General features: G+C 39.1%; 20 protein-coding genes and 2 tRNA genes. 13 read left to right on the top strand and 9 right to left on the bottom strand.

The window, feature by feature from the left end; translation table 11 throughout:
• Positions 1-37: 37 nt before the first annotated feature.
• Both WAA15_RS09360 and WAA15_RS09355 read right to left on the bottom strand, forming a co-directional pair.
• Positions 38-733 (bottom strand): LytR/AlgR family response regulator transcription factor, encoded by a 696-nt coding sequence (locus WAA15_RS09360; protein ID WP_337042468.1) that lies wholly within the window; start codon positions 731-733, stop codon positions 38-40.
• Entirely contained in the window at positions 720-1,778 is a 1,059-nt protein-coding gene (locus WAA15_RS09355; protein ID WP_337042467.1) for a sensor histidine kinase, read from the bottom strand. The genes WAA15_RS09360 and WAA15_RS09355 overlap by 14 nt, the downstream gene beginning before the upstream one ends.
• 219 nt (positions 1,779-1,997) lie before the next feature.
• Here WAA15_RS09355 and WAA15_RS09350 point away from each other — a divergent pair, with 219 nt between their 5' ends.
• The 3 genes from WAA15_RS09350 (at position 1,998) to msrA (ending at position 4,590) form a co-directional block, all read left to right on the top strand.
• Positions 1,998-2,966: a TolB family protein gene (locus WAA15_RS09350; protein WP_337042466.1), complete on the top strand. Its 969-nt coding sequence runs from the start codon at positions 1,998-2,000 to the stop codon at positions 2,964-2,966.
• 39 nt (positions 2,967-3,005) lie between these two features.
• Positions 3,006-3,785 carry a DUF3108 domain-containing protein gene (locus WAA15_RS09345; protein WP_337042465.1) on the top strand — a complete coding sequence of 260 codons (780 nt, stop codon included), beginning with the start codon at positions 3,006-3,008 and terminating at the stop codon, positions 3,783-3,785.
• Between the two features lie 145 nt (positions 3,786-3,930).
• Positions 3,931-4,590, top strand: a complete 660-nt coding sequence (gene msrA, locus WAA15_RS09340; protein WP_337042464.1) for a peptide-methionine (S)-S-oxide reductase MsrA — start codon at positions 3,931-3,933, stop codon at positions 4,588-4,590.
• Positions 4,591-4,668: 78 nt separating this feature from the next.
• Here msrA and WAA15_RS09335 read toward each other — a convergent pair whose 3' ends face one another.
• Complete coding sequence (locus tag WAA15_RS09335) at positions 4,669-6,318, bottom strand: sodium:solute symporter family transporter (protein ID WP_337042463.1); 1,650 nt, start codon at positions 6,316-6,318, stop codon at positions 4,669-4,671.
• A gap of 221 nt (positions 6,319-6,539) precedes the next feature.
• Between WAA15_RS09335 and WAA15_RS09330 the strand changes: the two genes are divergently transcribed.
• The 3 genes from WAA15_RS09330 to WAA15_RS09320 all read left to right on the top strand — a co-directional run bounded on the left by WAA15_RS09330 (position 6,540) and on the right by WAA15_RS09320 (position 9,025).
• Positions 6,540-7,793 carry a sensor histidine kinase gene (locus WAA15_RS09330; protein WP_337042462.1) on the top strand — a complete coding sequence of 418 codons (1,254 nt, stop codon included), beginning with the start codon at positions 6,540-6,542 and terminating at the stop codon, positions 7,791-7,793.
• Between the two features lie 17 nt (positions 7,794-7,810).
• Positions 7,811-8,494, top strand: a complete 684-nt coding sequence (locus WAA15_RS09325) for a response regulator transcription factor (RefSeq protein WP_337042461.1) — start codon at positions 7,811-7,813, stop codon at positions 8,492-8,494.
• A 177-nt stretch (positions 8,495-8,671) separates the two neighbouring features.
• Entirely contained in the window at positions 8,672-9,025 is a 354-nt protein-coding gene (locus tag WAA15_RS09320) for a nuclear transport factor 2 family protein (RefSeq protein WP_337042460.1), read from the top strand.
• A gap of 151 nt (positions 9,026-9,176) precedes the next feature.
• On the opposite strand, the gene WAA15_RS09315 is transcribed toward WAA15_RS09320, so the two are convergent.
• The 3 genes from WAA15_RS09315 to WAA15_RS09305 all read right to left on the bottom strand — a co-directional run bounded on the left by WAA15_RS09315 (position 9,177) and on the right by WAA15_RS09305 (position 11,005).
• Positions 9,177-9,250: transfer RNA gene (locus WAA15_RS09315), tRNA-Pro, on the bottom strand.
• Between the two features lie 89 nt (positions 9,251-9,339).
• Positions 9,340-9,427, bottom strand: a tRNA-Ser gene (locus WAA15_RS09310).
• Between the two features lie 69 nt (positions 9,428-9,496).
• Positions 9,497-11,005, bottom strand: coding sequence for an acetyl-CoA carboxylase biotin carboxylase subunit (locus WAA15_RS09305; RefSeq protein ID WP_337042459.1), 1,509 nt, complete (start codon positions 11,003-11,005; stop codon positions 9,497-9,499).
• A 257-nt stretch (positions 11,006-11,262) separates the two neighbouring features.
• On the opposite strand from WAA15_RS09305, the gene WAA15_RS09300 reads away from it, so the two are divergent.
• Positions 11,263-12,525 carry an aminotransferase class I/II-fold pyridoxal phosphate-dependent enzyme gene (locus WAA15_RS09300; RefSeq protein ID WP_337042458.1) on the top strand — a complete coding sequence of 421 codons (1,263 nt, stop codon included), beginning with the start codon at positions 11,263-11,265 and terminating at the stop codon, positions 12,523-12,525.
• A gap of 225 nt (positions 12,526-12,750) precedes the next feature.
• Complete coding sequence (locus WAA15_RS09295) at positions 12,751-12,933, top strand: histone H1 (protein WP_337042457.1); 183 nt, start codon at positions 12,751-12,753, stop codon at positions 12,931-12,933.
• Between the two features lie 61 nt (positions 12,934-12,994).
• Here WAA15_RS09295 and WAA15_RS09290 read toward each other — a convergent pair whose 3' ends face one another.
• Entirely contained in the window at positions 12,995-13,402 is a 408-nt protein-coding gene (locus WAA15_RS09290; protein ID WP_337042456.1) for a MaoC family dehydratase, read from the bottom strand.
• A 93-nt stretch (positions 13,403-13,495) separates the two neighbouring features.
• On the opposite strand from WAA15_RS09290, the gene WAA15_RS09285 reads away from it, so the two are divergent.
• Positions 13,496-16,276, top strand: coding sequence for a glycoside hydrolase family 2 protein (locus tag WAA15_RS09285; protein ID WP_337042455.1), 2,781 nt, complete (start codon positions 13,496-13,498; stop codon positions 16,274-16,276).
• A 66-nt stretch (positions 16,277-16,342) separates the two neighbouring features.
• On the opposite strand, the gene WAA15_RS09280 is transcribed toward WAA15_RS09285, so the two are convergent.
• On the bottom strand, positions 16,343-17,032 hold the full coding sequence (locus tag WAA15_RS09280; protein WP_337042454.1) for a hypothetical protein: 690 nt from the start codon (positions 17,030-17,032) through the stop codon (positions 16,343-16,345).
• Between the two features lie 108 nt (positions 17,033-17,140).
• Between WAA15_RS09280 and WAA15_RS09275 the strand changes: the two genes are divergently transcribed.
• The 3 genes from WAA15_RS09275 to WAA15_RS09265 are packed head-to-tail and all read left to right on the top strand — an operon-like array spanning position 17,141 to position 20,600.
• Positions 17,141-18,031: a hypothetical protein gene (locus WAA15_RS09275; protein WP_337042453.1), complete on the top strand. Its 891-nt coding sequence runs from the start codon at positions 17,141-17,143 to the stop codon at positions 18,029-18,031.
• A complete protein-coding gene (gene miaA, locus WAA15_RS09270) occupies positions 18,021-18,947 on the top strand; it encodes a tRNA (adenosine(37)-N6)-dimethylallyltransferase MiaA (protein ID WP_337042452.1) in 927 nt (308 codons plus the stop codon). Before WAA15_RS09275 ends, miaA begins: the two co-directional genes overlap by 11 nt.
• A gap of 60 nt (positions 18,948-19,007) precedes the next feature.
• On the top strand, positions 19,008-20,600 hold the full coding sequence (locus WAA15_RS09265) for a ThuA domain-containing protein (protein ID WP_337042451.1): 1,593 nt from the start codon (positions 19,008-19,010) through the stop codon (positions 20,598-20,600).
• Between the two features lie 34 nt (positions 20,601-20,634).
• Here the strand turns inward: WAA15_RS09265 and WAA15_RS09260 are convergent, their stop codons facing one another.
• Positions 20,635-21,237, bottom strand: coding sequence for a histidine kinase (locus WAA15_RS09260; protein WP_337042450.1), 603 nt, complete (start codon positions 21,235-21,237; stop codon positions 20,635-20,637).
• Positions 21,238-21,550: 313 nt separating this feature from the next.
• Between WAA15_RS09260 and WAA15_RS09255 the strand changes: the two genes are divergently transcribed.
• Positions 21,551-23,062, top strand: coding sequence for a sulfatase family protein (locus WAA15_RS09255; RefSeq protein WP_337042449.1), 1,512 nt, complete (start codon positions 21,551-21,553; stop codon positions 23,060-23,062).
• Positions 23,063-23,080 lie beyond the last annotated feature (18 nt).

The raw sequence follows: 23,080 nt of genomic DNA, 5'->3' as shown, positions 1-23,080 counted from the left end.
TCTGCAAAAATACCGCTTTTTACGAAAAATACGTCGATTAATTCCCTAAAACCGCCCATACATTCTCTTTATAGTCTCGTCCTATCGGAATCTGGAAGCTGTTTATTTCAATATCTGTTGCCGAAAAAGCATTAATTTTATCTTTTGCTACAATAAACGACCTATGAACCCGCATAAAGTTTTTATCCTGCAATAATAATTCGAGTTGGCTTAACGGTATTCTTGTCATAATTGTTTGAGAAGGCGTATAAATCTTGATATACTCCCGCTGGCTTTCCATATACAAAATTTCGTCGAAAAATACTTTTACCCTTTTCTTGTTTACATTAAAGAACTGATACTTTCTTGCCTCGGGTATAGGCAAAGGAGTATTTATTGTAAAACCTGTTAATTTGTTTACTGCTTTCAGAAAACGGCTAAATTCGATTGGTTTCAGTAAGTAATCCAACACATTGTGTTCATAGCCTTGCAGAGCATATTCATGATAGGCAGTTGTCAGAATAATATGTGGGGGGTGTTGAAGGGTCTGTAAGAAGTCAAGCCCTTTGAGTTTAGGTAAATTAATATCCAGAAATATCAAATCAATGGCATTCGTTCGGAGTATCTCAGTAGCAGCAAGAGCATTGGCACAAGTGGCTTTCAGTTGTAAAAAAGGTACCTGTGCAATGTAATCCTGCAAGATTTCGGCGGCAAGAGGCTCGTCTTCCACAATAATACAATTATATTTTTGCATGGCTACTCAGATTTAAGTTCAGCACAATACTAAAGGTTGTAGGTTTGTTTATAATGCTCAAGTTATGTGCGGGGTACATTAATTCCAGTTGTCGCCTCACATTGCTCAGTCCGATTTTTTCAGTAATCTCCAAAGCGGTTTCATCGGGCTTTGAGTTTTCTACATTAAAATACAGGCTCGAATTTTCTAAACGTACCTCAACTTTTATAAACGATTCATACATACTTTCGCCGGCTCCGTGCTTAAAGGCATTTTCTACAAAGGGTAACAAAATAAGCGGCGCAATAGGGCTTGTAGGATTATCAATGAGGGCTGTATAGTTTATTTTTAGCCGTTCGTTGTATCTTATTTTCTCTAGCTCAATATAGTTTTCTATTACCTTTAGTTCGTCTTCCACAGCAATATAAGGCTTGTTGGTTTCGTAGAGCATAAACCTCAGTAGTTTCGATAGCTTCATTACTACTTCTGCTGTGTCGTCTGATTTCTTACGGGCTAAGCCGTAAATATTATTAAGGGTATTAAATAAAAAATGCGGGTTGGTTTGCGCTTTCAGAAAACGAAGTTCGGTTTCCAGACGTTTTTTTGTCATTTCCTGTTCGGTTTCCCGTGCTTTAATGTGTTGCCGCATAAGTTTGAGGGCCAGCGCAATGCCGCAAGTAAATGCCAGTATGAAAAAAGCATAGAAGAAACTAGGAACCGAAAAGAAATTTTCGTTCTCCATAGGCCGCTTCATAATGTATTGTTGTATGAAACTTGAGAGAAACAGAAAAATGATGATTGATAGCAGAAAGGTCAGGGAAGTCAGAATAATACTTTTAATTATTTTCCATTTTCTTGATAGAAACTGGTCTGTAATATAAAAAACGGTATAAACCAGAGGGATTTTTGCAATCAGGTAAAGCGATTGGATACCAGTTGCGAGAAAGAACAGGTAAAATACATTCTCTTTGGGGCGGCTATAAATTAACGACTCAAAATTAAGGTACGATTTAAATAATACGTAAGCCACCCAGAAAGCAATATGATAAAGAATCCGTTTTTGCATCAATTCAGGTTTAGAAACATAAAATTATAATAAAATATTGGGTTAAACAGTGTTTCGTCTACCAACAGCGTATTCTGTGGCATGAGTAACAGTTAGCAGCCGGAAATAAAGCAAAATACAAGTAAACAGTTTTATGGCAGGCGTTAGCTGTTGTATGTCGGCAGAGGAATTTTATAAAGCGTAAATGTGCCTACTTTTATAACCTATCAATTAAAAGCTATGCACTTGATTAAAAAACTTCTATTAGCATTCTTCTTGATTTTTGGGGTATCTACCTCATGGGCGCAGAGAGCCATTAACTTGAATAATGTGCCGCTGCAACCTGAGATTTTCGAACTCAGTACAGGTTTTAGCGAAAGAGATTTTGCTATCTCACCTGACGGAACCGAGATATTTTATACACTTCAATCACCTCAAGGTATTTTCCAGACAATTCTATATCTTAAAAAAGGAGCAGATGGCATTTGGAGTAAACCTGAAATAGCTCCCTTCGCCGGAAAATACAGTGACCTCGAACCAGCGTTTTCGGCAGATGGCAAAACGCTCTATTTTGCGTCAAACCGGCCCATAACAGGAACAAATACTAAAGATTTTGATATTTGGGTGGTTAAAAAAAACAATAATTATTGGGGCGAGCCACAGAATCTTGGTTCACCTATAAACACCCCACAAGATGAGTTTTATCCTTCGGTTACCCGAAATGGGAATCTGTACTTTACTGCCGCATACAAAACAGGCATTGGGAAGGAGGATATTTTTATGGCTAGGTATGAAGCAGGAAAATACACCCAGCCTGTCCCGCTCGATACTACCATTAACTCAAAAGGGTATGAGTTTAACGCCTTTATTTCTCCTGATGAAGATTACATCTTGTTTACTGCTTATGGCCGCAAAGATGATAAAGGACGTGGTGATTTATATATGAGTATAAAAGATACTGGCGGAAAATGGCTTCCGGCCCGAAACCTGAGTATGCTTAATTCAAACCGGCTCGATTACTGCCCATTTGTAAGCCCTGATAAAAAATTGCTGTTTTTTACTAGTGAAAGAATCAGTATTGCAGACTCGTATCCAGACAAACAAGTTAATGCAGATATACTTTTAAAAACTTTTTCTTCACCACAGAATGGCAATGGAGATATCTACTGGGTGAGCTTCGACAAAGTAATGGAAATTTTCAAAAAGTAATTCATCAAACTATCAATACACTTTTCTTATACAAAAATTATGAGACTATTATCTGTTAAATTAATCTGTGCTTTTATGTTAGTTGTTTGCTTTTCGGTATCAGCACAAGATACTGTGTGGGTCGATGCCTCAAAAGTAAATACACAATTTCTGAAAGAAGGCGTTAATCGATATCTGGTTTATTTTAAAATGAGTAAAGATGCAGCAAGGTCAAGGCCACAGTTCTGGACAAGGACTATCAGCTTTGAAAATTATCAGGGCCGTGATGCCATTGTAGTAAAACAGGAGTGGGAAGACCGCGACAGTGTGGTGCATACGGTGAAATCGGTTTGTGATAAAAAAACCTTTGCACCGCTTTATCAGGAAAGCTGGTGGAAACAAAGAGGCACAGGCGTATTTGATTTTCTGAACAAAACAGCCCGATTAAACGACCAACCCTTAACCGATGCCGATACCGCCCGTAACAGAAAAACAGCTTGGTTGGCATTTCAGAAGGCTTCAACGCAATATGTACTAAACTGGCATCTCGACCTAGAAGTATTTCCTTTGCTACCTTATGCCAAAGGTAAAACATTTATGATTCCTTTTTACGACCCGGGGTTTTCGGCACCTAAACACGAAGCATATACGGTAACAAGTTCAGGACAACTCGAAGGATACGACAATCAGAAAGTAGATTGCTGGTTATTGACACACGAAGCAAAAGGTTATAAAGAGGTTTTCTGGATAAGTAAAAAAACACATGAGGTACTGAAACTGGAAAACGAAATAGGAAAAGACAGGGCACGATACAAAATCAAACTAGGGTTTAGTATATAAGTTACTCAGATACCATTGTTTGCTAAACAATAGCATATTTTAAATTTATATGCCTGCTGAATGCCCATTTAACCCGCGAAACCAAAACCGCTTAATACTCGTTTATATCAATAATAAGTGTGTTTCATATTTAACAGAGATACAAATGAACAGAATTATTGCAATAGTATGGTTGGCAGTTGGTATGCTGGGTTTTTCTGCCTGTGGTTCGTCTAATGCTACTGGTAGTAAAACGCACTACAAAGTTCCTGTGGTTGATAATACCGTTTATGGTAAACTTGATACTGCCTATTTTGCCTCAGGGTGCTTTTGGGCGGTTGAAGGTATTTTCGATAGCCTGAAAGGAGTAAAAGAAGCCGAATCTGGTTATAGTGGCGGGCATACGAAAAACCCTGATTATCGGGATGTAAGCACAGAAAAGACAGGCCATGCCGAAACCGTAGCCGTTTATTATGACCCGAAGATAATTAGTTATTCGACTTTACTCGAAGTTTATTTTGCTTCGCAAGACCCTACTCAGGTAAATGGACAAGGCCCTGACCGTGGTGATTCGTATCGTTCTGTTATTTTTTATACCAACTCCGAAGAGCAACAACTTGCCAATGATTACAAAAACAAGCTAGGGTCATCGGGCAAATATAAAAAGCCGATTGCGGTGCAGATAGTGCCTTTTAAAGCATTTTATAAAGCAGAAGAATACCATCAGAATTATGACCAGCACCATGCCGACGAACCCTATGTGGCTTCGGTATCAATACCACGTATTGAAAGGGCGCAAGCCATGTTTCCGAAATTATTAAAATAATACTAGCAACGCCTAAAAAATTGAGCGGCTTCGGAAATACCCGAAGCCGCTCAATTTTTTTCTTTAATATATGCTCTTTTACCAGAAGTACCAGTACAAGAAAGTAAGAATCACAATAACAGCTACGGCTCCTACTGCAAATGTGCCTTGTACTTTAAACATACTGGCATCTATTTCGAGACCTTTACCTTCATCAGGTAATACATAACCTAAAACAAACATCACGGCTACGCAAATCAGGAATACAAGGCCCATGCGGTCAAGGAACGGAACCTGTGTCCAATCAGTAAACGGAAGCCAGTTATTGTGCATCGAAAGCGCAATAAGAAAACCACCTACGATGGCAAACAAAGCACCTGCCGAGTTAGTGCGTTTCCAGAAAAAGCCCATCGCAAATGAGGCAAAAATACCCGGCGATAACAAGCCTGTCATTTTCTGGATAAACTGAAATCCGCCTTCTTTGTCTATGCCCATATAAGGAGAGATTAAGATTGCCAGAATCATAGCTACCACAATGACAATTCGACCTATTTTAACAAGCTCTTGTTCGGTTTTATTTTTACCAATGTATTGTTTAAATATATCCAGCGTAAAAATTGTTGAAATACTGTTTGCTTTTCCAGCCAGAGAGGCAACTACCGCTGCCGTTAAAGCTGCAAAAGATAAGCCTTTTAAGCCTATTGGTAATAAGTTTAATAAAACAGGATAGGCTTTGTCGGCAACTAAATGCCCATTCACAGACATTTCTTGTTGATACAAACCTTTACTATACAAAGCATAAGCAGCAATACCCGGAAGCGTTACAATAATAGGCATCAATAGTTTCAGGAAGGCCGCAAACAAAAGTCCATTTCTGGCAGTTTTTAAGTCTGCACCTAAGGCTCTTTGAGTAATATACTGATTACATCCCCAATAATTAAGGTTTACAATCCACATACCGCCAAGAAGTACTGTCAGGCCAGGGAGTTCCATAAAAGCATCCTGCAATTCACCTTTTCCATTAGGATACATCATTTGCCCCTTATTTAAAATCATGTGGAAATGGTCATTATGATTTTGGGTCATTGCTTTAAATCCATCTACCAACCCTGACAAGCCATATTGGTCAGAAACTAAATTAATTGCCAGATATGTTGTTGCTAAGCCACCAATTACCAGAAAAAATACCTGAATAACATCAGTATAGCCAATTACTTTCATCCCTCCGATAGTAATAATAATGGCAAAAATAGCTAGCCCCCACATACATACCCAGAAGTCTATTCCAGATATTCCAGACACAGCTAATGCCCCTAAGTATAAGATTGAGGTCAAATTTACCAGAATATATAAGCCTAGCCAGAAAATAGCCATAATCAAACTTACTGTCGGATTATACCTCTGACTTAAAAACTGCGGCATAGTAAAGATTTTATTCTTCAGGTAAATAGGCATAAAAACAACAGCTACTACTATGAGTGTTGCAGCAGCCATCCACTCGTAAGTTGAAATAGCTAAACCCATTGAAAAGCCGTTTCCTGACATCCCAATCATTTGTTCGGCAGAGATGTTAGATGCAATCAATGAAGCTCCGATAGCCCACCAAGTAAGTGAACCTTCCGCAAGGAAAAAATCTTTTGTTGAGGTTTGTTTTGCTTGTTTTTTCTTATAAATCCAATAGCCATAGCCTGACACTATAATGAAATAAAACAGGAATACAACATAATCGAGGGTTTGCAATTTTTCCATAGTGATTAGGGAAATGAGAAATTAATGCTTCGTTTAGAAATAAGATTCTTTGAATAGGGCAAATAAAGGTAGAAAATTTGCTTTTTCAAAGAAGAATAGACCTTTTTAAAAGATTTTTTAGATTTTACATAATTTTTTCAATAACCACTCACTAAACTTCTTGTTAAAATTTTGCCTTTAAAACTACTTTTATATAATTTTACCAAAAAAAGCCTCCCGTTTTGAATAGAAATACTATCCGACTTCTGGTTATACTAGGCACGCTTTCGATTACGGGAATAATTGCAGTGCAAGCCTATTGGGTTAAGCGTGCTTTCGATTTAAAAGAACAACAGTTTCGGCAAACTGTCATGATTTCTTTACGGAATGTCGCCAACAGAATATCTGCACTTTACAAACTTTCCAGTATCGAAAACCCTGTAAGCCAGCTTTCTTCTGATTACTATGTGGCAAATCTGCGTATGCCATTAAATGCTGATGTGCTGGAGCATTATCTGAAAGAAGAATTTAAAAAACAAAATCTGCAAACCGATTTTGAATATGGTATTTATGATTGTAATACCGACAAAATAGTTTACGGAGCTTACATTAACTCTAACTTTGAAGAAAGCTCAACAGCTAAGAAGGCGCTGCCTAAAACAGACAAGTACCTTAACTATTTTGGAGTAAGGTTTCCTAGTAAAACTAGTTATCTGGCAAGCAGGCTCGATATATGGGTCATTTCGTCATTAATAACACTTATCGTAACCGCATTTTTTGGGTATGCCATGTTTATTATTCTGAAACAGAAACGACTAAGTGAGGTTCAGCGTGATTTTATTAATAACATGACGCACGAGTTCCAAACACCTATTTCAACCATACGGGTAGCTACCGATGTGCTGAGCCAACCTAAAATAATGGAGCAGCCCGAGCGTTTAAAAAAATATATTCATATTATCAGGCAAGAGAATAACCGTTTGAAAAATCAGGTCGATTCCGTTCTAAATACAGCCCGTATGGAACGCGGAAAAATGGAACTTAATATTCAATTGCAGGAATTACATAGTATTATCGATGATGTAACCGAAGGCATAAAAGCTGAACTGGAAGATGACCTGACACTTGACCTTAAAGCTACCAAAACTAGTATTTATGCCGACCGTACCCAACTTATCAGCTTAGTAAGAAACCTGCTCGAAAATGCCATAAAATACTCGGGTAAGAAACCTTGTGTGCGCATAAAAACTGAGAATATAGGGGAGAGTATCAGGCTTTCAATCAGCGACAAGGGCATCGGAATTGCCCCCGAACACCTGAATAAAATCTTTAATAAGTTTTATCGGGTACCTACCGGAAACACCCATAACGTAAAGGGTTTCGGGCTAGGTTTGAGTTATGTAAAAGAAATTGTAAAAGCCCATAAATGGGACATGAAGGTAGAAAGCGAACCCGGAAAAGGAAGTACCTTTACTATTATTATAAAACAGGAATAGTTTGAAAAAATAATATTATGCCAAGAATCTTATACGTCGAAGACGACCCAAACCTGAGCTATGTAACAAAAGATAACCTTGAAATGGAAGGATACGAGATTGTTCATTTTCAGGATGGCAAAGAAGCATGGAAAAGTTTTAGTAAAGAAAAATATGACCTTTGCCTGCTCGACGTCATGTTGCCAGAGTTAGACGGGTTTTCGTTGGCTGAGAAAATCAGGAAACAGAATCAGCAAATACCTATTATTTTCCTGACAGCCAAAGGAATGCAGGAAGACCGCATTGCTGGCCTGAAAGTGGGCGGCGATGATTACGTAACAAAACCATTCAGTATTGAAGAATTAAACCTGCGTATAAAAGTATTTCTGAAACGAAAGGAAATCAATAAAGAAGCCACAGAAGGGCAGGGGAAATGGAAAATAGGTAGTTATGATTTTAATTATCATCAATTATCGTTAAAATCGGATAACCATGCAGAACAACTAACTCACCGTGAAGCAGAAGTGTTGAAATATTTATGCGAACGCAAAAATCAGGTAATAAAACGTGACGAGATTCTGACGGCCATCTGGGGCAGAGATGATTATTTTCTCGGCCGGAGCCTCGATGTATTTATTACCCGACTCAGAAAAATGCTCTCGAGTGATCCCCACATTAAAATAGAAAATGTACATGGCATAGGTTTCAGATTTGCTTGTTGAAAATCAGGCATTCGGTCAATAAGAGAATCTCACCAGCCATCTGGTGAGATTTTTTTTGTGGGATATTTTCTGAAATCATTCCATCTCAAGATACCTAAACTTAGCATAAAGTTGGGGTTTATCGGTTGCATTACAATTTAGGAGTACTTATTATAAACAATTAAAATCTGGAAAATTATGGCAAATGTTGAGTTACAAAAATTTGCAGACGAATGGATTGCTGCATGGAATTCCCATGACATTGAGAGAATCCTGAGCCATTATAGTAATGACCTAAGCATTACTACACCTATGATTAAAACAATAATGGGGGTAGAGGATGGAACACTAGACGATATTACGGCTATCAGAAACTACTGGCAAACAGCCCTTAATAAAGTACCCGACCTACATTTTGAATTGATAGAAGCCGTAGAAGGGGTAAATTCAGTAGCACTCTATTATAAGTCTATTATGAACAAACGTGTAATTGAAGTGATGTTTTTTGATGATTATGGAAAAGTAAATAAAATGTTTGCCCATTATACCTGATTTCGGCAGTACATCATTTTACTGAATTGGAGCCTAGTTAATTAATGAAAATCAAGAAATTAATTAAGATACTTTGGATCCGTAGGTAAAAAGATAAAAATGTAAATAAAAAAAGCCTTAAAACGTGCTTGTTATAAGGCTTTTAATCCTGTCGGGGTGGCCAGATTCGAACTGACGACCTTCTGCTCCCAAAGCAGACGCGATACCGGGCTACGCTACACCCCGAGGGCGGTATCTAAAATTTGAGAGTGCAAAGGTAGAAAATTTTATTTTAAAAACAAATATTTAATTTAAAAATTTCTTTTTGTTTCTCGCGGAGAGGGCGGGATTCGAACCCGCGGTACGCTTTAGACGTACGACAGTTTAGCAAACTGCTCCTTTCGGCCACTCAGGCACCTCTCCTTTCCCGTTTGGGACTGCAAATATAAAAGTTGATTTTATTTAAACAAAACCACAAGCAACTTTTTTTTCTTAACGCAATTTTGCTCTGTTATTTTTCCATCGGCTGTTATGGCCTTCACCTTGTGGCGTTCCGTTGCTTAAGGCGGGTTTGTTTTTATTTTTTAAAAGCTCCGCTGCCAAAACGGCGGCTATTTCCAGTTCGGTTTTGTCGGCTTGGTGCTGTAATACCTCAGGCGTAAAATAGAGGCTTACAAAACGTGTATCAAAATGCCCACTCACAAATGCCTCATGTTTCAAGGCAAACTTACAAAACGGTAGAGTAGTGGCTACGCCAGTTATCCTGAATTCATCAATAGCCCGAATCATTTTCTCGATAGCCTCAGTTCGGTCGTTGCCATAAGTAATCAGTTTGGCAATCATTGGGTCGTAGTAAATAGGTATTTCCATACCTTCTTCAATGCCATCGTCAACCCTTACGCCATTTCCTTGCGGGCGTACATACGTTTGGAGTGTACCCACATTAGGCAGAAAATTATTGGTGGGGTCTTCGGCACACACGCGCACTTCAATGGCATGGCCTTTTATTTGTAAATCTTCTTGTTTAATACTCAAAGGTTTACCTTCTGCCACAAGAATCATTTCTTTTACAAGGTCAATTCCTGTAATTAACTCAGTAACAGGGTGCTCAACCTGCAAGCGGGTGTTCATTTCCAGAAAATAGAAGTTCAGGTTTTCATCAACAATAAATTCCACCGTTCCCGCACCATAATAGTTACAGGCTTTAGCTACATTCACGGCACAGATGCCCATGGCCTCTCTGATTTCAGGAGTCAGTACCGCCGACGGGGCCTCTTCTATCACTTTTTGATGCCGACGTTGAATAGAGCACTCGCGTTCAAATAAATAAACCACGTTGCCGTGTTGGTCGCCCATTACCTGAATTTCTATATGCTTTGGTTTTGTAATATATTTTTCAATAAAACACGAACCATTGCCAAAAGCTGAAATAGCCTCCCCAACGGCTCTGTCCATTTGCTCGTCAAATTCTTCCTCACGTTCTACTACGCGCATTCCTTTACCACCGCCACCCGCACTGGCTTTTATCAGAATCGGATACCCTATTTCAGCAGCTTTTGCTTTGGCGGCAATGCGGTCGGTAATGGCATCTGGAGTACCGGGTACCATTGGTATATTATAACTGGCTACTGCGTGCTTCGACGAAAGTTTATCGCCCATTATCTCTATTGATTCGGGCGATGGGCCAATAAATATAAGTCCGGCCTTCTGTACCGCCTGTGCAAAACCAGCATTTTCGGAAAGGAAGCCATACCCCGGATGTATGGCATCAACGCCGAGGCTTTTAGCTACTTCAATAATTTTGTTACCTAATAAATAAGATTCTTTGGAAGGAGCAGGGCCAATACAAACGGCCTCGTTGGCATATTTCACATGTGGTGCGTTTCTGTCGGCTTCAGAAAAAACCGCTACTGTACTGATTCCCATCTCATGAGCCGTACGCATGACACGAAGCGCAATTTCACCTCGATTGGCTACAAGAATTTTTTTAATTGTTGGCATATTGAAACGCTGAGTGTCTTGTTTTAATTAATAGCTTGATTTTAAGCTACGAATTAACATTAAAATCTCATTTATTTTTGAAATTTATCATAAAAATCTTGGATATTTTTCATAAAAACTCTTACCCTTACTGGTAAGCGTTTGGGAAGATTCTTAAAAAATGGTACTTTTGTTAAAAAATGGAGACTTCTTCATCATTTTATTGTTAATTTAATCAGGCAACGAAAAAACACGTTCCTTCATTTATACTTACCATAATGGCAAAAGATATTTTTGATAAAACAATTAGCGATTTAGGGCATATTGGTACACAAGCAAAACTGCTCAACTCTCACCACTATTATTCTTTCCCAAGACTTAAAGGCGAACTAGGGCCTTATATGGAATTTAACGGCAAACGTGTGTTAAACTGGTCGTTGAATAACTATCTGGGTTTGGCTAACCATCCTGAAGTACGCGAAGCCGATACAAAGGCCGTAGCAGAATACGGTTTGGCGTATCCGATGGGTGCCAGAATGATGACAGGAAATACCGAATTGCACGAAGAGTTTGAAAAGCAACTAGCGGCTTATGTAGGTAAAAAAGACGCTTTTTTACTAAACTACGGGTATCAGGGTGTTATGTCGGTAATTGAATGTATCGTTGACCGCCGTGACGTAATTGTATACGATGCCGAAAGCCATGCTTGTTTAATAGATGGTATCCGTTTGCACAAAGCCAAAGGAGGCGAATACTACAAGTATGTGCATAATGATATGGACAGCCTCGAAAAAAACCTTATCAGAGCTACTAAAATGGCTGAAGAAAAAGGTGGTGGCGTATTGGTAATTACAGAAGGCGTGTTCGGGATGTCGGGTAAAGTAGGTAGCCTTGATAAAATCGTAGAATTAAAGAAAAAATATAGTTTCCGCCTGTTGGTTGATGATGCCCACGGTTTCGGAACAATGGGAGCCACTGGAGCAGGTGTACCTGAACATTTTGGGGTACAAGATGAAGTTGACCTCCACTTCTGTACTTTTGCAAAGTCGATGGCGGCTATCGGAGCATTTATTGCCGCCGATCCTGACGTGGTTATGTTCCTGAAATATAATATGCGTTCACAAACCTATGCAAAGGCTTTGCCAATGCCGTATGTGTTAGGGGGGATGAAACGCCTTGAGTTAATCAAAAATCACCCTGAATACAGAGAAAGCCTCTGGACAATCGTTCGTGCCTTGCAGGATGGTTTCCGTAAGCGTGGGTTCGATATTGGCGATACTACCTCGCCTGTTACACCTGTGTTTTTGCATGGTAATTATGACCTCCCGACAGTAACAAATCTTATCCGTGATTTAAGAGAAAACATGGGCATTTTCTGCTCAGTAATCATTTATCCGGTTGTTCCTAAAGGTGTAATTATGCTGCGTATTATTCCGACATCCTCACATACTTTAGAAGATGTTGAGTATACCATGAACTGTTTTGAGAAAGTACAGGCTAAATTACAGGCTGGTGAATATGCACCTTTGGCAGTAGCTTAAAAATTGGCCTGAGCAGGCCAAAAAAACAATATTTATCGTAATAAAACCTTAAAAAGTCGGGTTGAAGCCCGACTTTTTAGTTTTTTTTAATAAAAGTGCCATTTTTGATGGTATTTTTTATAGAAAAATTTGTAATTTTTGTCAATATATATAACTTGCAAGTAGTTTATTTATCAGTTAAGCAAATATTTCATTTATTTATTAACCAAATCCTTTGCAGTTACTATGAATAAGTACAAAGAACTAAGCGACCTTGTTGCATCCTTAGCAGGAGATTTTGACAAATTTTATGAAAAGGGTAATAAAGCTGCAGGCACCAGAGTTAGAGCAGGCATGGCACAGCTAGCTTCTTGGGCTAAAGCGACAAGAGCCGAAGTGCAAGCCATGAAAAATGCCAAATCAGAATAGTAGATTTGAGAGTTTTGACATTGAGTATAAAGAGATAAGCCCAGTATTCGAGCTTATCTCTTTATATTTTTTCGGGGTGCATCAAGGTAGCTAGCCCTCTGATTGTTCTTCGGGAGGTTCCTTTAATAAACACTTCTCCGGTTATTTGAGCTATATGTTTTTCACGGTCAACATTCATAACAGTAAAAATAACTTCGTAGTCGGTATCTACAAACATCGGGAACAAATACTCTGTTTCTTGTTTCATATACACAGAACCCTCACCCGGAAATTCCATGCCAAGTACGCGTGTAAAAATACTACTACTTAAATGGCCATGAATAATCGGACGTTTGTAACGCGTTTTGGCAGCATAGTCAGCATCTAAATGTAGCGGATTTTTATCGCCAGTCACTTCGGCAAATTTCTGTACATCTTCTTGCGAAAATCTGAATTCATAACGGTGGGTATCGCCTATTTCTAAAAGCATGATTGAAAGATTTTTAAAATAATTAAAACGCAAATATATAAATTCCTTAATTTCGCCAAGCAAAATCTATTTAATCTCAAACTTATAAATTATATGACCCGTCCGGACAAATTACTTTGCCTGTTGTTTTCACTTTTTCTCTTTACGGCTAGTGCCCAGGAGAATATCCCTTTACCTGAACATCCACGCCCCGATTTTGAAAGAGCCGACTGGCAGAATCTGAATGGAAACTGGGCCTTTGAATTTGATAAAAATGATGTAGGACTTGCCCAAAAATGGCAAGCATCTGCCAAACCTTTCACCAAAACCATTAATGTGCCTTTTCCGTGGGGTGCGCCCTTATCAGGCGTAAAAGATGAAGCCGATATTGCGTGGTATAAAAAACAGATTGTAATAAAACCTGAATGGAAAGGCAAACGTGTGTTTGTTACCATTGGAGCGTCTGACTGGAAAACAACAGTCTGGCTCGATGGAAAAGAACTAGGTTCTCATCAGGGGGGGTATACGCCTTTCTCGTTCGAACTCACTAATATTAAATATGGAGCTAAGCAAAATCTGGTTATAAGAGTGGACGACAAACGTCGGGATTTCACGCTATACGGAAAACAAGGCTATGGCAATGCCCGCGGATTGTGGCAAACCATCTATCTGGAAGCGCGCGGACAAAACTATATTGAGAACCTCCATTTTACGCCAGATATCGACAAGCAGGAACTAAAAGTAACTACCTATCTGGCAAAACCTGCACCAAAAGATATAGAAATGACTGTAAATGTAGGCGGTGACCGCAATACGGCTGTTAAGCAGACATTCCCTAAGGGTAAGGCCGAATATTCGTTTATTATTCCGATGCCTTCGGCACATTTGTGGGAACTCGAAGACCCATACCTGTATGATGTAACAGCCAAACTGGGCGACGACCTAGTAAAATCGTATTTTGGTATGCGTAAGATTTCAACCGTATACCTACCCGGTACTAATTACAAATACGTAGCTCTTAATAACAAGCCTGTATACCTGCAACTAACCCTCGACCAATCGTATCATCCAGAGGGCTTTTATACGTTTCCGACCGATGAGTTTATGAAAAATGAAATCCTGATTGCCCGTAACCTCGGTTTAAATGGTATACGCACCCATATTAAAGTAGATGTACCCCGAAAATTATATTGGGCCGATAAATTAGGTGTGCTTGTAATGTCAGATTTGCCTAATAGTTGGGGCGAACCCGATAAAAATGCACAGCAGGAGTCTGAGTATACCCTGAAAGAAATGATTAAACGTGATTTTAACCATCCGGCTATTTTCTCTTGGATTACCTTTAATGAAACATGGGGCTTGAAAACCAAGAAAACAGTTAACGGAAAAACAGAATCTGTTTATACACCTGAAACGCAAAAATGGGTAGCTTCGGTTTATCGTTTGGCTAAATCATTAGATAACACCCGTCTGGTAGAAGACAACTCGATTTGCTGCGGAGCAGGTCACACCGAAACTGATATTAACTCTTGGCATGAGTATCTGCCTGGTTGGGCATGGGAAGACCACCTCAAGAGTATCAACGACAATACATTTGTTGGCAGCGATTTCCACTATGAAAAAGGATATAAACAAACCGATGTGCCTAATATTAACTCAGAGTGTGGTAATGTATGGGGCTATGAAGGAAGTACAGGAGATTGTGACTGGAGCTGGGATTACCACCAGATGATGAACACATTCAGGAAATACCCTAAAATTGCCGGATGGTTATACACTGAACACCACGATGTAATTAATGAATGGAATGGGTATGTACGTTTTGACCGTAGCGAAAAAGAAACAGGTGTTGGCGAGATGGTAAAAGGCATGAGTATCCGAGATTTTCATGCACCTTTTTATATTTCAACAGGGAATGAAATTTCAAAAACAGTTCAACCAAATGAACTGATAACGGTGCCTCTTTATGCGTCGTTCATGACCGACAGAACCGATGTAGGTAGTAAGTTAACTTTAAAAATAAATATGTATGGATATGATGCTCTAGGGCAGGAAAAAACTTGGAGTAGCACCGAGCGTACTATTGACTACCAACCGTGGTTACAAAAAGCCTTAGACCCAATAGATGTTAAAATGCCTAACGAAAAGGCAGTAGTAACGATGTCGATGGTTCTGCTTGATAACGCCGGAAATGAGTTACATCATAACATGATGAATTTTATTGTAGATGCACCAACACCTGACGAAATGGTATTGTTATCGGGTAAGAAAGCAAAATTAGTAAGCGTTGAGCCGAAAAACTTTAAAGATGCTAAATGGTCGTTAAAACAATGGAATGTACTTGACGGACTTAAAGTAAACGGAGCAGGAAACGGATACTTTGAGTATGTGTTTAAAGTACCTTCGGGCGTTGACCTTAATCGGGTAGAAAGCATCGCATTTGTGGCTGAGGCAGGTGCAAAAGAACTTTTTGCTAAGGATATGGATAAAAAGTTAAGAGGTAACGAAAACTATATGCTTGGAGAAAAAGCCGACCCTGTGCAAAATCAGAACGCCTATGGCATGACCGACACCAAGAAGTTTCCTAGTGCGGTTGCTGTAAATGTAAATGGCGTATTTGCAGGCCGTTATGATTTACCCGATGATCCATCTGACCACCGTGGTGTTTTGTCGTGGCACAATCAGTTAAGAGACAAAAAACTACGCGAAGCAGGCTCTTATGGCTACCGTTTAAGCGTGAATATTCCACAAAAGGCAATAGAAGAAGCTAAAAAGACAGGTCGGTTGGTTGTAAAACTGGAAGTACCCGAAAGCATGAATGGGGGGCTGGCTATTTATGGTGACAAATTCGGTCGTTATCCGATTAACCCTACCATTGCTTTTGTGTTGAAATAGAATTATAAAGGCATAAAAAAGGCTTGCATTCAGCTGAACGCAAGCCTTTTTTATTTATAGAAAAAATTAATTATTTGTTTTTGGAGTTGATTGTGACGGTAGAATAATTACCGTCGGAGGAGTTGCTGCTTTTCTTGGGCTGGCAACAGGTGCTAAACTTTGGGCGGCATTGGTTTTATTATCCTGCGCACTGTCAGCCGCCAATGCAGGTACCGAAACATCGGTAACACCAGTATCTTTTATCGACGCCTCGCATTGCCTAATTGTTACGGCAATGGCTTCATCCATTAAACCTTCTCTGATTGCCTGATGATAAAACATAATGGCTCTCTTTAACATATCGGCCGTTGCTTGTGGTGTAGGCTGACGCCACGCAAGGCGTTGTAATTCAGCCCCTTGAGCCAATGTGATTTTAGGTAACTCCCCACGATTTGGGTCGTTTGGGTTAAGGCTAATAAGTTCAATCAGGTTATTTTTGGCAGGTTCATATTTTTGCAAAGCTCTGTAGTCTTTAAACTTTTTAGTTAAATACAAAGCCTGCGACGAATTTTTAACCTGTTCAGAAATCTTGTTTTCTGACTGAAATTCTGGTAATTTAGCGCACTCACGGTACAAGAAGAATGCGTCCCAATAACGGCCGGCCTTAAAATAGTCATCGGCTTCTTGCAGCATGTATGAACGATTGGTCTGACCTGAACTTGCCAATGAAACAAATAAAATACTGGTCATCCAAGCAAAAAAACGTATAGTCTTCATAAGAAAACGGATTTACATTTACAGTTTTGCGATTTTATCTGATTTTGACTAATAAACGTATGTTTTAATAAAAAAATTGAGAAAAACTGTTAAAAAATAATTAAAAATTTGAAACAATTTGTCAACGAAATATCAACGTTTATCCGTAACAATAGTAATACAACGTTTCTATACAATTTTGATGCCTTTCCGCCTTCTCCATTTCCTTATATTTATTTAGCAGACAAACAAACCATTATTCATTGTGTAACAATTGGTTCTATTATCGAAGATGGCTCATTCTTTCAGAACCTGACGCTTACCTTTGCCCGTATGAATCTGAAAATTATTCATCTCTGGGAAGACCTTTGGTATACCCGAAGAGCCATTATAGAGTCAAGGTTACTTTCTGTTCTGGGTAAATCGGTTACTATTCCTGCAAGGCTTACACAAAGCAGGCGCATTGATAAACCAACGCTTGATGCTTTCCTGAAAGAAAATCATTTGCAGATTCCGACTACAGCCAAATTCAAATACGGGCTTTTTTTGCCTGAACGCTATTTCAGGGTTCTTCCGGCGGAAGGTAATATTTTTACAGATTCAGTTATACATAATGCTCATAGCACCAGCGAGATACTCATGGCCGTTGCTTCATTCAGTAATGCTAAAACTTTTGTCAGAGAAGGAGTGCAATTCCGTAGTTTTGAACTGATTCGTTTCGCAAATCTTAAAGGCTTTACAGTTGTAGGAGGTTTTCATAAACTCTTGCAGGCATTTATCAGAGAACACAAACCCGACGACATCATGACCTATGCAGACGTAGACTGGTCTGACGGCTCAAGCTATGAAAAGCTAGGCTTTGAGCGTGTGGCCCTTACACAGCCGCAAAGTTTTATGCTTGATGCCACCCATGAAAGAATTTGGAAAGGAACCGAACCGACCGAGCGTAATGAAAAAGTATGGAATGCAGGTAGCTGGAAATATTTGTTAAAACTTAAGCCGGAAACAAATGCAACATAAAAATAAATTACTTGTGATAATAGGCCCGACGGCTTCGGGTAAAACAAAACTGGCCGTTCGGGTAGCTGCCAGTATGGATGGAGAGATAATAAGTGCCGATAGCAGGCAAGTATACAAAGACATGAACATAGGGACCGGAAAAGACTATGAAGAATACACACTTGCTTCGGGGCAAAAAGTTCCGTATCATCTCATTGACATCGTAGAGGCAGGAGACGACTACCACGTAGCAAGATTTCAGCAGGATTTTAAAAATATATATGAAAATATTTGCTCCCGAAAAAAAACTCCTGTTTTATGTGGGGGCTCTGGTATGTACATCGAAGCTGTATTAAAGAACTATCAGCACACGCAAGTGCCAATTAATTTGGCTTTACGAGAAGAATTAGAAGCACAGAGCCTTGATTTTCTGTTGAATATGTTTTCTGGAACCTATGAGCAGTATTATCCTCTGGCCGATACATCTACTAAAAAACGCCTTATCAGGGCTATTGAAATAGGGATGTTTATTAAAAATAATGAATTAGAATTGAGAGAAGAAAAACCACTCGATTATCTGATTTTTGGTATAGACATTCCGGCGGAAGTTCGTCGTGAACGTATTACCAAGCGTTTGCATAAACGTTTGCAGGGGGGTATGATAGAAGAAGTACAACACCTATTAAATAAAGGAGTAAGTGCCGAAAAACTGGTGTTTTATGGATTAGAGTATAAGTTTATTACAGAATATTTATTGAATAAGTTGAGTTACGATGAAATGGCCAGACAACTCGAAGTGGCTATTCATCAGTTTGCTAAACGCCAGATGACCTTTTTCAGAAGTATGGAAAAAAAAGGCTTACCTATACATTGGCTCAATGGCCTTGATACCGTCGAAAACCTGTCTGATGAAATAATAGCCAGATACAGAGCCTGAAAATAACCATTCAAACTAAATATTATTGGTTATTTTTGTATAAAACTTAAGATGAATAGCATGAAAAAACTGAGGTTACTAGCTACTATTTGTTGCCTGCTTCTGGCTGGTATCAATATGGCTTTGGCACAAAACAAGCTATTATTATTTTATGATACAGCCTATGTGTCAGAGGTTAAATTGCTGCTTGCGCAGGCTTCTGCTAAAAAAATGCTACTTGATACCACTTCGCGTACATCTGTTTTTACAGAATCTAATCTGAAAAATTATCAGGTAGTTATTTTCATGAATGTATCGGCTAATCGCCTGAGCTTTAGAGAAGCAGCCGAACTACAACGATTCTTACAGGCAGGGGGTGGGTTTGCAGGCATAGGAAAAGCCGCTGAAGCATCGTACAAATGGCTGTGGTATGCCAATGTGTTGGGCGGACAACTAGCTGCAACTCAACTCGAAAAACCAATTCAGCTGAGTATTATTACAAATGCCTTTCTAGGGAAAACCACTTTGCCACCTCTCTGGAAACTTAACGATAAACCATTGTTATTTAACGACTTACCCACTAAATGTAAGCCAGTCTTGCTCGATGTAACAGGCAAAACTTGGGCATGGTATTATACCACAGAGCAAGGCGGGAAACTTTTTTACACAGCATTAGGGTGCGAGCCGTCGGCGTATCAAAGCCCTGATTTTATCAGCCATGTTTGGGCTGGCATAGAAGAAGTTATGCCTAGAAATTTGCCTGATTATGCCAGTATTGCCAGTACTGCTTTACCGGCTGAAAAGAATTTTTTAAAAACAACGCTAAGCAACGACTTCCAGAATCCGGTAGCTTTAACTACTTTGAGAGATAATAACATAATTGTTGTAGAAGAAAATGGCGAGGTAAAAATCTATGAGCCACAGCTACGAAAAACCAGTACAATAGGTAAAATAGACGTTACTAATTTAAAAAGAATTAAACTTGACCCTGAGTTTTATCAAAATGGGTATATCTATACTTTTTCGGGGGGCAGTTCGGAAGAATATAAAATTGGGCGTATGCAACTAATTGGCGATACCACTGTGGTAATGACCGATTTTGCCAGCCAATCGAATAATCCGCTGCCCAGCAATATTATATATGATTATGAAAAATACGTCAGAAGCCCTTATCGCTTACCCCAGTATTTCGATAAAAAATCGTTCAGATATGATAACGAGCAGGGGCTTATCGTGGAAACGTTCGACGAAGATAACAATGTAAAAAATATTGAACCTTTCCTGACCGACACCCCCTTTAATTATATTACAGACATGAGTTTTGGAGCTGATGGGGGCTTATATATACTGGAAGACAAACAATTGAAAAAGATTGATTATTCAGAAACTAACCGCAAACCATTAGCAATTGTCTCGGCCGCTGTACTGACGGGTAATGCTCCTTTAAAAGTAAAATTCTTTTCTGATAGGTCAGTAGATTATGACAGTTCTGAAAAATTATCTGTTGAATGGATTTTTGGCGGGGCAGGCACATCGGCAGAGGCGAATCCTGAGTTTACATTTACCAAACCAGGAACTTATGATGTCGGACTTAAAGTGACCGATAATGCCGGAGAATCGGCCGAAACAACACTAAAGATTCAGGTAAATAAGCCTGCGGTTAAAAAAAGATAATCACCCCCCATTGCAGGAGGGTGACAGTCCATGGCTATTTAGTTGGAATTTCGATAATGAAAGTTGTATTGGGCATCACGCCTTCGGTTCGGCAGTTTAGTTTTTCGCCAGCATTCTTTATCATTAAATGAACCTTCATATTATTATACTCGCTTTGCTTTTGAATTAACTCTTCAATCTGTTTAAACAAGAAGAGCGGCTTCACCTGAATTTTATCAGTATTAATGTTGCTTTCAATTTCCTGATAAAAATCTAGTCGTTCGCCCAGTCGTTTTTTTTCCAGTTCCAGAAACAGAATAACAGTTTCTATTTCCTGTGCTAACGTAATATTCTTTTGTTTAGAATTAACGGAAATAGATTTTAACAGATTACTGAATTCGGTTAAATACTGAGCTGCTTCCATGGGGCTATGCAACAGTATATACTGCTTTATGGAATTAAGGCTTCCGTATAAAAACTGTTGGTTTCCCATAACTTTTTCTAATTCTTGTATTTTTTCCAGAATATTCGATTCTGTTTTTTTCTTTAAATAGTTGGTCAGGCTTAATAAAAAACTAATTATTAACAGCAATGCCATTGCTACGTATGCAAATACACTTAGTAGCACCAACAAAAGAGTGGGATAGGTGAAAATCATAGTGATTGTTATTATAGCACGTTACAAAACTATTCAAATGCCTGTGTTAAGTAAAGCTATAATTATTATTTGGAGGATTTTGGTGGGTATTTGGTTGGTTTCAGCGTAAATTCGGCAGTGTTGTTTTATGGCTATGGTAAGCTATATGTTTTCATTCCAACCCGTAATTTGCTATATATTATAATAAGCAATAAAACAGCTTGAAGGATAGTAAGGTATTTACCTGAAAAAATCCCCTTTTAAATAAACTCACGCTTTGGAATATAATTTTTTTGCAGAATATTTGTACTTATATCATTTCAACCTCTTTTTCATGAAAATTAAACTTCTACTGGTTGCCTTTGTATTGTTTCTGTGCGGATGGAAAGGTAAAAATACACCACCTGCTAAGCCCAAGAACATTATTTTTATTCTGGCCGATGACCACCGCTATGACTTCATGAGCTTTATGAATAAGGTGCCGGGCCTGCAAACCCCTAACATGGACAGAATAGCCCGCGAAGGCGCACATATTCAGAATGCCTTTGTAAGTACGGCCTTGTGCTCGCCTAGTAGAGCCAGTATCCTTACAGGCCAGTATGCCCATACCCACACTATTGTCGATAATCAGGCTCCTTTGCCAAAAGGCTTAAAGTTTTTTCCACAGTATCTCCAGAAAGCAGGGTATAGCACCGCATTTCTTGGTAAATGGCACATGGGTAATACCGATGATGCCCCACAACCAGGGTTTAACTACTGGTTAAGTTTTAAAGGACAAGGTGTTTACTATAACCCAACTTTTAATATTAATGGCAAGCAGGTAGCCCATAAAGATAGTAGTTACATATCTGACTTGCTTACTGACTATGCCGAGCAATGGCTCAACTCGCTCGATAAAAGTAAGCCTTTCTGTATGTATTTGTCGCATAAAGGTGTGCATGCCGAATTTCAGCCAGCCAAAAGGCATAAAGGTACGTTTAAAGATGCACTGGTATACCCCGAATCTATGTATCTGACTAAAACCGATACTAGTAAGATTTTTGGTCCTATGCCAACGCATAATCCTGCGCAGCCTCCGCTCAATCCAAATATTAAAGATATGCCGCAATGGGTGAAAAATCAGCGATATAGCTGGCATGGCGTAGACTACCTCTATCATGGGCAAATCCAGTTCAATGATTTTTATCGCCAGTACTGTGAAACCCTGAGAGGCGTTGACGACAGTATCGGAAGGGTTTTAAAATGGCTTGATGATAACGGTCTGGCAGATAATACACTGGTGATTTATATGGGTGATAATGGTTTTAGTTTTGGAGAACATGGCCTGATAGATAAACGCCATGCTTACGAAGAATCGATGAGAGTACCGCTTATTATACGTTGTCCGAGTATCATAAAGTCAGAAACAAAAGTGACAGAAGTAATCCAGAATATTGATATTGCCCCGACTATTCTTGCTTATGCAGGTTTACAAACGCCTGCCCAAATGCAGGGGAAATCTTTTTTGCCGATTCTGAAAGGACAAAAAGCAGCATGGAAAGACAAGGCTTTTTATGAATATTACTGGGAGTATGATTTTCCGCAAACACCCACAATGTTTGCCGTACGTACCGACCGCTACAAATATATTTTTAATCATGGGGTATGGGACGCTAACGAATTGTATGACTTGAAAAATGACCCTCTGGAAGTGAATAACCTGATTCGGAGTGCGGAACATCAGGCCATAGCCAAAGAGCTTCGCGACCAGATATGGGACTGGCTGGAAAGTACCAAAGGTATGCAGATTCCGTTAAAACGTATCCCTAACAAAAGAGGCGATAACCGCTATAAAGGTACCTATTAAATAAAAAATGGTGAGTTG

Source organism: Emticicia sp. 17c, assembly GCF_037153985.1.
Classification (GTDB): domain Bacteria; phylum Bacteroidota; class Bacteroidia; order Cytophagales; family Spirosomataceae; genus Emticicia.
This window is presented reverse-complemented; position numbering and strand designations above follow the sequence as displayed.